Source organism: Caulobacter sp. GW821-FHT10F06 (assembly GCF_058809215.1).
In genome coordinates this window covers 369,101-380,580 of sequence record NZ_JBXASK010000006.1, presented here as the reverse complement: position 1 = coordinate 380,580, position 11,480 = coordinate 369,101, and the positions used below count along the sequence as shown (strand labels likewise).

Sequence of the window (11,480 nt, the reverse complement as noted above, 5' to 3'; positions counted from 1 at the left end):
CCCCCCCCCCCCCCCCCCCCCCCCCTCTCCGGCCTACGCCGTTGAGGACCCCCTCAGTCGCTCCGCGACAGCTCCCCCAGAGGGGGAGCATCTGTTTGCGGCCTCTTAAGGCAGCAGGTCCCGGGGCGGATCGCGCGGATCGAAGGCGTCGCCTTGCGTCAGCCACGGCAGGGCGGCCAGCAGCAGGATCAGCACGAAGGCCATCCGCGCGGCCATGTCGATCCCGACGGCGGCCATGCCGGCGGTCAGGGACGACAGCAGCAGGGCCACGACGCCGATGGCCAGGAAGCCGGCCACCCAAGTCAGGGCCGGACGGGCCTCGATCCGGGCCAGGCTGAAGCGGGCGGCGGGGGCGGCGTCGGCGGCCTGGCGCGACAGCTCGCGAGCGAAGGCCGAGAAGCTTGCCAGCCGGTCCTCGGCGACGCCGGGCGCGACATAGCTCTGGGCGATGATCACCATCCGGGCTCGGCCGAAGCTGAGCTGTAGCACGCGGCGGCGACCACCCTTGGGCGCGGCGGCCAGGCGATATTGGGTGAGAGCGCTCAGCGGAAAACCGCGCACCTTCAGGCCGCGCGTCTCGACCAGCGTCTCGTCCTTCAGCGCCCAGACCGTTTCGGGCTGGAAGGGCGCGAGGCGGGCGCTGTGGGTGTCGGACATCTCAGGCCCGGACGGCGGTGATCTCGACGCCGGCGGCGGCGGCGTGCGGGGCCAGGGCCAGGGGCTTTTCGACCCGCACCCGAGCGCGGGTGACGCGCGCGTCGGCGAAGCAGGCCTGGGCCAGGCGTTCGGCGAAGGTCTCGACCAGGTCGATATGGCCGGCGTCGGCGATGGCGCGGGCGGCCTCGCCGATGGTCTCGTAATTGACCGTGTCGCCGATGCGCTCGCAGTGGCTGGCGGCGACGTCGAGCTCGACATCGATGACCAGCGGCTGGCGGGCGCCGTGCTCGTGGTCGTAGACGCCGATCCAGGCTTCCACCTTCAGGGCGCGGACGAAGACCTTGGTCACGATCACGCGGGCCACCGGCTGGGCGTCCGTGTCGGTTTCGGCGAGGGAGGAGGCGGCCAAGCGGAGCGCCTTTCTTAAGGTGCGACGATGTCGGGCGTGCGCCAGGCCAGATGCTGGCCGGCGTCCACGGCGATCATCTGGCCCGTGACCGCCCTGGCGTCAATGAGATAGCGCAGGGCGGCGGCGATGTCGGACGGATCGGCGTGGCGCTGCAACAGGGTGCCCGCCGCCTCGGCCTCGAACTCGCCCGGCGCCTGATGCACCGACGGCAGGGTCGGGCCGGGACCGATGGCGTTGACGCGGATGCGCGGCGCCAGGGCCTGCGCCAAGGTCTGGGTCGCCCACCACAGGCCGGCCTTGCTGAGGCTGTAGCTGAAGAACTGCGGATTGGGCCGCCAGACCCGCTGGTCGACGATATTGACGATCAGCCCCTCGGCGCCGTCCGGCAGGGCCGCCGCGAAGGCTTCGGCCAGCACGATCGGGGCGCGCAGATTGGTCTCGAGATGGGCGTCCCACACGGCGCGGTCGAGAGACCCGACGCGGTCGTCGTGGAAGCTGGAGGCGCTGTTGACCAGCAGGGTCAGCGGGCCCAGCGGCGCGGTCTGGCCGATCAGGCCCAAGACCTGGGTCTCTTCCGACAGCTCGGCGGACACGGCCAGGGCGCGACGCCCCAGGGCCTGGATCGCCGCCACGGTCTCGGCGGCCTCGTCGGGCGGGCCGCGATGATGGACGGCGACGTCGTAGCCGGCGCGCGCGGCTTCGAGGGCCAGGGCCTGGCCGATCCGACGCCCCGCGCCGGTGACCAGGGCCGCGCCGCGCGAGGCGCTCATCAGTCGATGCGGCCGAACTCGAAGGCGTTCAGCGCGAAGATGACGCCCAGGAAGGCGGCGATGACGAGGATCGCGAGCATGGCGCGGCTCCGTAAGAGGAAAGGTCTGACCGGGCTTTAGCGAGGCGCGTGGCTGGGGGCAAGAGCTCGCCTGCGTCAGGCCGCCGTCTTCAGGGGGCGGGCGCGTTCGATACGTTCGCGTTCGGTGGGCGAGTGCAGCGCCTCCCAAAGATCGCCGCGCCGCTGAACGTTGAGCCAGAACTCCGGGCTGTTGCCGAAGACGCGGGCCAGGATCAGGGCCGTCGAAGCGGTGACGGTGCGGCGATCGTTACACAGTTCGTTGACGTGCTTGCGCTGCACGCCCATCGCCTGGGCCAGGGCGACCTGGGTCAGGCCCAGAGGCGTCATGAACTCCTCCGTGAGAATCTCGCCAACCGTGGCCGGCTTGCGCGTGGTCATCAACATGGCTCGTCTCACCTGTAGCTATGGTCGTCGAGATAAAGGTCCGACGCTTCGCCCCGCGCGCCATCCCAGCGGAACACCAGCCGCCACTGCTTGTTGACCCGGATCGAATGCAGCCCGTCCAGCGATCCGCGCAGCTTCTCGAAATGATTGCTGGGCGGCGCGAGCAGATCTTGATCGCTGGTCGCGTCGTCGATCATCTGGAGCTTGCGGAACACCCGACTTTCCAGATCCGGGGGAACGCGCCGCGACCTTAGATCCTCCACGAAGAAGGCGCGTAGGTCCTCGTCTCCGAAACTGACAATCATGGAGCGATCCCGATTAGATCCACTGTACCACTCAGTGGGTCATGCGGCAAGATCGCGGTCACAGGCGGCGCGACGGATCGCTTTACTGTAATCTCGCCCTCATGCTCTGGCGTCGTCGCATCGAACCCTTCACTCGGCCCTTCGTCTATGCCTGGTTCCGCTGGAACCGGGGTCTGACCATGGGCGTGCGCGGGCTGGTCACCGACGCCGAGGGGCGGATCCTGCTGATCCAGCACACCTATGTGCCCGGCTGGTACATGCCCGGCGGCGGGGTCGAGCGGGGCGAGACGGCCGAGACGGCGGTGATCCGCGAACTGCAGGAGGAGGCCGGTATCCGCGTGCTGGGCCGGCCTCGGCTGATCTCGGTGCACGACAACCATGTGCGTCATCCGGGCGACCACGTGCTGGTCTATCGCATCGACGCCTGGGAGCCGTGCGACGCGGCCGCGAACCAGGCCGAGATCCACGCGGTGGGTTGGTTCGCGCCGGACGCCCTGCCGGACGACACCACCCCGGCCACGCGGCGGCGGATCGTCGAGGCGTTGGAGGGGGTCGAGAGCGATCCGCTTTGGTGATCCGAAAATAGCTGTCATCCCGGCCGCAGCGCAGCGGAGAGCCGGGACCGCAGCAAGCGCCGAGCTTCCGGCGGTCCCGGGTCTTCGCCCGGGATGACATGTGTTTTGATCTCGCGCCCCCTAGCCACATTAACGCCGATCATTAAAATGATTGTTTGAAGAAGGCCCGCCGACCGAGCAGGGCCTCAAACGGGCAGGAGCACGGCATGCGCGACTACACCAAGTTCTATATCGACGGGGCCTGGGTCGATCCGGTCGCGCCCAAGCTGCTGGACGTCATCAACCCGGCCACCGAAGAGGTGTGCGGCCATATCTCGATGGGCGGCGTCGCCGACGTCGACAAGGCCGTGCTGGCCGCCCGCAAGGCCTTCGAGAGCTTCAGCCAGACCAGCCGCGAAGAGCGCATCGACCTCCTGGAACGCATCATCGCCGAGTACCAGAAGCGCTTCGAGGACATGGCGAAAGCCATCACCGAGGAGATGGGCGCCCCCGCCTGGCTGGCCCAGCGCGCCCAGGCGGCCATGGGCATCGGCCACGTCCAGACCGCCGTGGCGGTGCTGAAGGACTACAAGTTCGAGGAAGACCGCGGCACCACCCGCATCGTCAAAGAGCCGATCGGCGTCTGCGCGTTCATCACGCCGTGGAACTGGCCGGTCAACCAGATCGCCTGCAAGGTCGGCCCGGCTCTCGCCACCGGCTGCACCATGGTGCTCAAGCCCTCCGAGATCGCGCCGTTCAGCGGCTATATCTGGACCGAGGTTCTGCACGCCGCCGGCGTTCCGGCCGGCGTCTTCAACCTGGTCAACGGCGACGGCCCCACGGTGGGCGCGGCGATGTCCAGCCATCCGGAAGTCGACATGGTGTCCTTCACCGGCTCGACCCGCGCCGGCATCGAGGTGGCCAAGAACGCCGCCCCGACCGTCAAGCGCGTGCACCAGGAGCTGGGCGGCAAGAGCCCCAACATCATCCTGGAAGACGCCGACTTCCAGCGCGCCGTCTCGGGCGGCGTGGCTTCGGTGATGATGAACTCGGGCCAGTCCTGCAACGCCCCCACCCGCATGCTGGTGCCCGGCGCGAAGATGGACGAGGTCATCGCCATCGCCCGCGCCACGGCCGAGGCCCACACGGTCGGCGACCCCAACGGCAATTCCAAGATGGGCCCCGTCGTCTCCGACGTGCAGTGGAACAAGATCCAGGGCCTGATCCAGAAGGGCATCGACGAGGGCGCCACCCTCGTCTCGGGCGGCGTCGGCCGTCCCGAGGGCCTGGACAAAGGCTACTACGTCAAGCCCACCGTCTTCGCCAACGTCACCAACGACATGACCATCGCCAAGGAAGAGATCTTCGGCCCGGTTGTGGCCATCCTCGGCTACGAGACGGTCGACGAGGCGGTGAAGGTCGGCAACGACACCGAGTACGGCTTGGCGGCCTATATCTCGGGCGGCGACCAGGACAACGTCCGCAAGGTGGCGTCTAGGCTTCGTGCTGGGCAGGTGAACCTGAACGGCGCCAGCCCCGACCTGATGGCCCCGTTCGGCGGCTACAAGATGAGCGGCAACGGCCGCGAGTGGGGCGACCACGCGTTCGGCGAGTTCCTCGAGACGAAGGCGATCCTCGGGTACTCGCCGAAGGTGGCGGCGGAGTAGGGTTTTACTGCGTTAGACGGGTTTGGAGGGGCGGGGTCGAAGGGCTCCGTCCCTTTTTATATCGCAAGATGCGTTAGTCTGGTCCGCCAGGCGGCGGCGGCAGAGGTGAAGCCAAGCTCGTATCTTGATCAGCGTAGGCCGTCATGATTGTCCCCTTTTTGATGGAGACGTCTTTGCCTTTAATGAAAGGCGCGGCAGGCCAGAACAAGATTACTGTCGCGACTGTGGCGCCAACGCGCGTCTCGCCCTTAGTACCTTTGTTGGCGCGAAGCCTGACACGATCATCGCCAACCTTGAGGTAAACCAAGCGAACGTTGAGCTTGCCGTTTTTACCGAGCATGCCGTTGTCCCGGGCTTCGACAACTTCGCCAACCCCGCGATAGCCAGCGCGTAAAACGGTTCCGTCGGGAAGCTTTACGTCGTCATCAAGACTGATTGTAAAGCGGTCACCCTCCTTAGCGATGGAGCTGGAAAGCGCTTCGTCCACGCGGATCGGGAATTCAGTGCCCTCGGGAACCTTGATCTCCGCGAAGGCGGAAGTGGACACCCAAAGCGCTAATATGCCGAACGCTGCGGCGACTTGCATTTTCATGCTTCCCCCCTTGGAAGTTGTGCCGAGACGCTAGGGCCAAGCTTCGCGGGCGTCCAGTAAAGTAAGCAGACAGCGTGCAGTCTTTTCATTTCGGACGCCCTGCGTCCCACCAACTCCTTCATCTCTCGTAGGCAGCAGCGTGCCGGTCTGGACAGGTCAGTCAAGGACTGCCTCTGGCGGCCGCGTCGCGGCGACGCGACGCGTCGTCCTTGAGTGACCTCTCCAGACCGGCGATCGTCTCGCCGTGAGATGAAGGGTTGGCTCCCTTCGCGAGCGAAGGGGCGGCAAGCCACAGCCCATATAAACTCCCGTCATTCCCGCCCTTGTGGCGGGAACCCCTCGCGCCGCCGCAAGGGCGGATGTGTGGCGCGCCGGCGCGCCAATGCGCTTCACGTGCGGCTGAACCAGGGGTTCCCGCCACAAGGGCGGGAATGACGGAGTTTATGTTTGAGAGCGCGGGGACAAAGCCCGCCCCATCCCGAGCGTTCGTCGGTTCAAACCCCGCCAAATCAACGCCCTATGACTTTCTCGCATAGCGCTGTCCAAGGCGCCGGAAACCGCCCCCATACTGTCTGCACCCAGGAGCAAGGGAAGGGACGTCGGCCGGCGACCTGATGGGCTTCTGGCGGTGATCGAGCGGGAAGCGCTCGCCGGGGGTCTTCGATGACCGCCCTCGCGACGGATCTGGACGGGCTCCCTGAAACATCGGGACGAAAGCCAGACGGCGAGGGTTCGGCGGACGCGGCAGGCGCGGGCTGAAATCGCCCGTGCGGTCCGGACGGGGTTCGCTGCCCCTCCGCCCGTCGGGGGCCTAGGTCGGGAGCGGGTTAAGACCCCGCGCCTCGAAGGCTCACCGGACAACGGTCACGCGGAGCGCCTGTCTTCGTCGAAACGGTATTTATTCAAACTCCCTCCGGGCGAGGCCCGGGCGCTCCGCGACCCTTCCCATGACTTCGCAGCGAAAGCGCGAGGGCGCCGAGACTTGCCCCCACCGGACCGCTTCGCGGTCGTCCGCCCCCATAGGGGGCGGATGAAGCGCGCCGACCTCGTCTTCCCCCTATGGGGGAGGAGCGCGCAGCGCGGAGGGGGCCAGGGCGGCGAACCCCCACCCCGCGATCATCGCGTCCACGCCGCTGGACCCCGCCCCGCCGCCGGCTACACTCCCCACACGCAACCCAGGAGCACTCCCATGAGCGACGCGATCCAGACCGTTCCCCTCAAGCGCATCGACGGCGCGCCGGCCAGCCTGGCCGACTACCGGGGAAAGGTGCTGCTGATCGTCAACGTCGCCTCCAAGTGCGGCCTGACCAAGCAGTACGAAGGGCTTGAGGCCCTCTATCGCGACAAGAAGGACGCCGGGCTGGAGGTGCTGGGTTTCCCGGCCAACAACTTCCGCGAACAGGAGCCGGGCTCGGACGACGAGATCGCCAGCTTCTGCGCGACGACCTATGACGTGACCTTCCCGATGTTCTCCAAGATCAGCGTCAAGGGCGACGACATCCACCCGCTGTACAGCGGCCTGACGGCGGCTCAGCCGACCGCCACGGGCGATGGTCCCATGCGCGAGCGGCTGGCTGGCTTCGGCATTCCGCCCGGCGCGCCGGGCGAGGTGGTGTGGAACTTCGAGAAGTTCCTGGTCGGCCGCGACGGCAAGGTCGTGGGCCGCTTCGCGCCCGACGTGACGGCGGACGATCCTCGCATCGCCGAAGCCATCGACGGCGCCCTGGCGGCGGCGGGCTAGCGAGATCCCGGGCGTGGGCGCCCTTCCCTTCCCACGCCCCCGAACGCTAAGGATCATCCCGGACACGCGAAGGGAAACGCCGATGGACAGCGCGGGAATTGCACGTCGAGGCCTGCTGGGCGCGGTCGGGGTGATGGCGGCGGCGGGGCCCGTGCGGGCCCTGGCGGCCGGCAAGCCGCGGGTGACGATCCAGACGCCGCAGGGCGCGATCGTCCTCGAGCTGGAAGATAAGAAGGCCCCGATCACCTCGGCCAACTTCCTGCGCTATGTCGAGGCCAGGAAGTACGACGGCGGGGCCTTCTATCGTGCTCAGCGCAAGAAGGGCGTCCCTGGCGCCGGCTCGATCCAGGGCGGGCCGGCGGTGCGGGCGCGGCGCTATGCGCCGATCGCCCACGAGAGCACCCGCACGACGGGCCTGCGGCACAAGGCGGGGACCATCTCGCTGGCCCGCAATGCGCCGGGCTCGGCGACGGCGGACTTCTTCATCTGCGCCAGCCCGATGCCCTATCTCGACGCCCACCCCGGCGCGCCGGGCGACAACCAGGGCTTCGCGGCCTTCGGCGCGGTGGTGCAGGGCATGGACGTGGTCCGCAAGATCCTGGCCGCGCGCGCCGACGGCCCGGCCATGGTCCCCGAGATGAAGGGCCAGATGCTGAACCCGCCGATCCAGATCATCAGCATGAAGCGCACGGGCTAGGGGCCGGGCGGCCAATCACCCTTATCCGTCGTTCCCGCCACAAGGGCGGGAATGACGGAGGTTATAGGGTCGCTCTACGCCGGAACGGTCGCCGGGGCCTCGTTGCGGACCAGGCGGGCATAGGTGTCCATCAGGTCCAGCGACAGGGCGGCCGGGGTGAACTTGAACTCGCCGATCTCCGACACCGGGGTCACCTCGGCGGCGGTGCCGACGATGAAGCACTCGGAGAAGCCGGCCAGCTCTTCCTTCTGGATGTGGCGCTCGACCACCTCGATCCCCTTGTCCTTGGCGATCGCGATCACGGTGCGGCGGGTGATGCCATCCAGGAAGCAGTCGGGCTTGGGGGTGTGCAGCACGCCGTCCTTGACGAAGAACACGTTGGCGCCGGTCGCCTCGGCCACATAGCCGCGATAGTCCAGCATCATCGCGTCGGCGTAACCGTCCTTCTCGGCGGCGTGCTTGGAGATGGTGCAGATCATGTAGAGGCCGGCGGCCTTGGCGGCGACCGGGGCGGTCTTCGGATCCGGACGCTGGTACTTGGCCCAGGTCAGGCGGATGCCCTTGGCCTTGGTGGCCGGGTCGAAATAGCTGGGCCATTCCCACACGGCGATGGCCACGTGGATCTTGGTCTGCTGCGCCGAAACACCGATCATTTCGCTGCCGCGCCAGGCGATCGGGCGCACATAGCAGTCATCCAGGTTGTTCTTGGCGGCCGTCGCCTTGCAGGCCTCGTCGATCTCGGCCACCGTGTAGGGGATCTTGAAATCGAGGATTTCAGCCGACTTGAAGAGGCGCTCGGTATGCTCGGTGAGCTTGAAGATCTCGCCGCCGTACATGCGTTCGCCTTCGAACACCGACGAGGCGTAGTGAAGACCGTGGGTCAGTACGTGCACCTTCGCCTCGCGCCAGGCTACGAACTGGCCGTCCAGCCAGATCCATCCATCGCGATCGTCGAAGGGAACGAGAGACATCGGTCCGAGACCTCCTTATTTGAGACGGGGTTCTTAGACGCCTCGCGACTTGTGACGTCAAATAAAATGGACTTACGGCGATGATAGCGCCCCTGCAGCCCGGCGCGACCGACCCCCGACTGATCCTGCGGGAAGAGGAGCTGGATAGCGGCCTGGAACTGATCCTGCTGGCCGAGGCGGCCCTGTGGGCGGCGGTCGACGCGGCGCTGGAAGCCGAGACGCTTGGCCTGGGCCGCTCGCACTGGCGCGCCGCCTTCCTGCTGCGCCGGCGGCCCGGGATCGGCGTGCAGGACCTGTCGAAACTGACCAGCCTCTCCAAGCAGGCCGCCAGCCGCACCCTGTCGGACCTGACCAAGGCCGGGCTGGTCGAGCGCTCGGGCGGCGACCTGGACGGCCGTCGCAAGCCCACCGTGCTGACCGCCGAGGGCGTGGCCTTCGAGGCCCGGGTGGCCGAGCGGCTGCGCGGACTTCTGGCGCGGGCCTATCGCACCGGCGGCCTGGACGGCGTGGCCGGCACCCGCCGGATCCTGGCGGCCCTGGCGGGGCCGAGACAGGGCGTGGGTCCCACGCGTAGAGTGGTGGCATGACCCCCGAGGAACGCCGCGAACGCCACCTTCTGGTCGTCGATGACGACGACCGCATCCGCAAGCTCTTGAAGGAGTTCCTGGTCCGGGCCGGCTTCCGGGTCAGCACCGCCGCCGACGCGGCCGGGGCCGACCGGCTGTGCGGCTCGCTGGACTTCGACCTCATGGTGCTGGACGTGATGATGCCCGGCGAGGACGGCTTTGCCTTCACCAAGCGCCTGCGGGCCAAGGGCGGCGATGTCGGCAAGACGCCGATCCTGATGCTGACCGCCCGCGACCAGGCCGCCGACCGCATCGAGGGCCTCACCCACGGCGTCGACGACTATCTGGGCAAGCCGTTCGAGCCGCAGGAGCTGTTGCTGCGCATCGAGGCGATCCTGCGCCGCACCGCCGCCAAGCCGTCCGGCCCGCGCGAGCTGTCGCTGGGCCGCTGTTCGTTCGAACCCGAGCGCGGCGAGCTGACCTGCGACGGCGAGCCCGTTCGCCTGACCGAGGCCGAGGTCGTGCTGATGCGTCGCCTGGCCCGCGCCGCCCACGAGCCCGTCGACCGCCTGGAACTGGCCCGTGACACCGCCGACGCCACCGGCCGCGCGGTCGACGTCCAGGTCACCCGCCTGCGCCGCAAGATCGAGCCGGACCCGAAGAACCCGCGCTATCTGCAGACGGTGCGGGGCATTGGGTATCGGCTGGCGCCGGATTGACCTGATGCGCCTTCGCGCCAAGCTCTACCTCCCGCGCCAGATCAAGCGCTGGCTGCCGACCTCGCTGTTCGGGCGCAGCCTGCTGATTATCGTCCTGCCGGTGGCGGTGATGCAGATTGCCGTGACTTGGGCCTTCTTCGACGCCCACTGGCAGACGGTGAACAGCAAGCTCTCCGAAGGCCTGGCCGGCGACATCGCCTGGGCGGTGGCCAGCTATGAGGACGATCCCAGCCCCGCCGCCGTGACCCGGCTGGCCGACCGGGCCGAGCAGTCGCTGTCGCTGTCGATCGCCTTCCAGAAGGGCAAGAAGCTGCCGATCAGCCAGCGGCCGTCGCTGTTCGCGGCCCTCGACCATTCGCTGCAGGAAGCCCTGTCCGATCGGCTGAACGCGCCGTTCTGGTTCGATACCACCCGCTACACGGCCTATATCGACATCCGGGTTCAGGTCGAGGGCGGGGTGCTGCAGATCTACGCCCTGCGCGACCGGGCCTTCGCCACCCAGGGTCACATCTTCATCCTGTGGATGGTGATGGCGACCATGCTGCTGACGGCCATCGCCATCCTGTTCATTCGCAACCAGGTGCGGGCCATCGAGCGCCTGGCCGAGGCGGCCGACGCCTTCGGACGCGGCGGCGACGTCGACTTCAAGCCGCACGGCGCACGCGAAGTGCGCCAGGCGGCCCAGGCCTTCCTATCGATGAAGGCCCGCATCCAGCGCCATATCGAGCAGCGCACCGCCCTGCTCGCCTCGGTCAGCCACGACCTGCGCACGCCCCTGACCCGGCTGAAGCTGGAAATGGCCCTGTCGGAGCCCAGCGAGCAGTTGGACGCCATGAAGGGCGATCTCTCCGAAATGGAGCACATGATCGACGAGTACCTGGCCTTCGCCCGCGGCGAGGGCGGGGAGGCGCCGCAGCGGGTCGACCTGACCGAGCTGATCGGCGCGATCCTGGCCGACGCGGCCCGGGCCGGCACGACGGTCGACGCGGCCGTGGCCCCCGACATGTCGGTGGAGCTGCGTCCCAACGCCTTCAAGCGGGCCCTGGCCAACCTGATCGACAACGCCGCCTCGCACGGCGAACACGTCAGGGTCACCGCCGCGCCGCGCCTGACCGGGGGGGTCGAGATCGCCGTCGACGACGACGGGCCGGGCATTCCGGAGGATCGCTATGAAGAGGCCTTCAAGCCCTTCAACCGGCTCGACGAGTCGCGAAACCAGAACGAGAAGGGCGTCGGCCTGGGCCTGGCCATCGCGCGGGACATGGCGCGCGGGCTGGGCGGGGACCTGGTGCTGGAGCGCTCGGCGATGGGGGGACTTAGGGCGGTGATGCGGTTGCCGGGGTGACCGCCAGACTAGCCCCCACCTGA

At 68.2% G+C, this 11,480-nt stretch carries 14 protein-coding genes; 7 read left to right on the top strand and 7 right to left on the bottom strand.

The genetic code is table 11. The features are described 5' to 3' along the window. Positions 1–105: 105 nt before the first annotated feature. The 5 genes from AC1RUS_RS16010 to AC1RUS_RS15990 all read right to left on the bottom strand — a co-directional run bounded on the left by AC1RUS_RS16010 (position 106) and on the right by AC1RUS_RS15990 (position 2,605). Entirely contained in the window at positions 106–657 is a 552-nt protein-coding gene (locus AC1RUS_RS16010; protein WP_492917571.1) for a hypothetical protein, read from the bottom strand. A 1-nt stretch (position 658) separates the two neighbouring features. Beyond that, entirely contained in the window at positions 659–1,066 is a 408-nt protein-coding gene (gene folB / locus AC1RUS_RS16005; protein WP_492917570.1) for a dihydroneopterin aldolase, read from the bottom strand. Between the two features lie 14 nt (positions 1,067–1,080). Beyond that, positions 1,081–1,836: an SDR family oxidoreductase gene (locus AC1RUS_RS16000; protein ID WP_492917569.1), complete on the bottom strand. Its 756-nt coding sequence runs from the start codon at positions 1,834–1,836 to the stop codon at positions 1,081–1,083. Positions 1,837–1,991: 155 nt separating this feature from the next. Then, positions 1,992–2,300 (bottom strand): HigA family addiction module antitoxin, encoded by a 309-nt coding sequence (locus AC1RUS_RS15995; RefSeq protein ID WP_492917568.1) that lies wholly within the window; start codon positions 2,298–2,300, stop codon positions 1,992–1,994. Between the two features lie 8 nt (positions 2,301–2,308). Continuing rightward, positions 2,309–2,605 carry a type II toxin-antitoxin system RelE/ParE family toxin gene (locus AC1RUS_RS15990; RefSeq protein WP_492917567.1) on the bottom strand — a complete coding sequence of 99 codons (297 nt, stop codon included), beginning with the start codon at positions 2,603–2,605 and terminating at the stop codon, positions 2,309–2,311. A 101-nt stretch (positions 2,606–2,706) separates the two neighbouring features. On the opposite strand from AC1RUS_RS15990, the gene AC1RUS_RS15985 reads away from it, so the two are divergent. Together AC1RUS_RS15985 and AC1RUS_RS15980 are read left to right on the top strand one after the other, a co-directional pair. Beyond that, positions 2,707–3,180 carry an NUDIX domain-containing protein gene (locus tag AC1RUS_RS15985; RefSeq protein ID WP_492917566.1) on the top strand — a complete coding sequence of 158 codons (474 nt, stop codon included), beginning with the start codon at positions 2,707–2,709 and terminating at the stop codon, positions 3,178–3,180. Between the two features lie 206 nt (positions 3,181–3,386). Next, positions 3,387–4,826 (top strand): aldehyde dehydrogenase family protein, encoded by a 1,440-nt coding sequence (locus tag AC1RUS_RS15980; RefSeq protein ID WP_492917565.1) that lies wholly within the window; start codon positions 3,387–3,389, stop codon positions 4,824–4,826. 73 nt (positions 4,827–4,899) lie between these two features. Here AC1RUS_RS15980 and AC1RUS_RS15975 read toward each other — a convergent pair whose 3' ends face one another. After that, positions 4,900–5,418 (bottom strand): hypothetical protein, encoded by a 519-nt coding sequence (locus tag AC1RUS_RS15975; RefSeq protein ID WP_492917564.1) that lies wholly within the window; start codon positions 5,416–5,418, stop codon positions 4,900–4,902. Between the two features lie 1,189 nt (positions 5,419–6,607). Here AC1RUS_RS15975 and AC1RUS_RS15970 point away from each other — a divergent pair. Next, the gene (locus AC1RUS_RS15970; protein ID WP_492917563.1) at positions 6,608–7,159 is read left to right on the top strand and encodes a glutathione peroxidase; all 552 of its coding nucleotides are present in this window, start codon (positions 6,608–6,610) and stop codon (positions 7,157–7,159) included. Positions 7,160–7,241: 82 nt separating this feature from the next. After that, entirely contained in the window at positions 7,242–7,856 is a 615-nt protein-coding gene (locus AC1RUS_RS15965; RefSeq protein ID WP_492917562.1) for a peptidylprolyl isomerase, read from the top strand. A gap of 74 nt (positions 7,857–7,930) precedes the next feature. On the opposite strand, the gene AC1RUS_RS15960 is transcribed toward AC1RUS_RS15965, so the two are convergent. Continuing rightward, entirely contained in the window at positions 7,931–8,827 is an 897-nt protein-coding gene (locus AC1RUS_RS15960; protein ID WP_492917561.1) for a branched-chain amino acid aminotransferase, read from the bottom strand. 80 nt (positions 8,828–8,907) lie between these two features. Here AC1RUS_RS15960 and AC1RUS_RS15955 point away from each other — a divergent pair, with 80 nt between their 5' ends. Genes AC1RUS_RS15955 through AC1RUS_RS15945 form a run of 3 tightly spaced genes read left to right on the top strand, consistent with a single transcriptional unit; the run spans position 8,908 to position 11,457 of the window. After that, entirely contained in the window at positions 8,908–9,414 is a 507-nt protein-coding gene (locus AC1RUS_RS15955; protein WP_492917560.1) for a MarR family winged helix-turn-helix transcriptional regulator, read from the top strand. Continuing rightward, the gene (locus tag AC1RUS_RS15950; protein ID WP_492917559.1) at positions 9,411–10,112 is read left to right on the top strand and encodes a response regulator; all 702 of its coding nucleotides are present in this window, start codon (positions 9,411–9,413) and stop codon (positions 10,110–10,112) included. Before AC1RUS_RS15955 ends, AC1RUS_RS15950 begins: the two co-directional genes overlap by 4 nt. Before the next feature lie 4 nt (positions 10,113–10,116). Continuing rightward, complete coding sequence (locus AC1RUS_RS15945) at positions 10,117–11,457, top strand: ATP-binding protein (protein ID WP_492917558.1); 1,341 nt, start codon at positions 10,117–10,119, stop codon at positions 11,455–11,457. Positions 11,458–11,480: the final 23 nt, after the last annotated feature.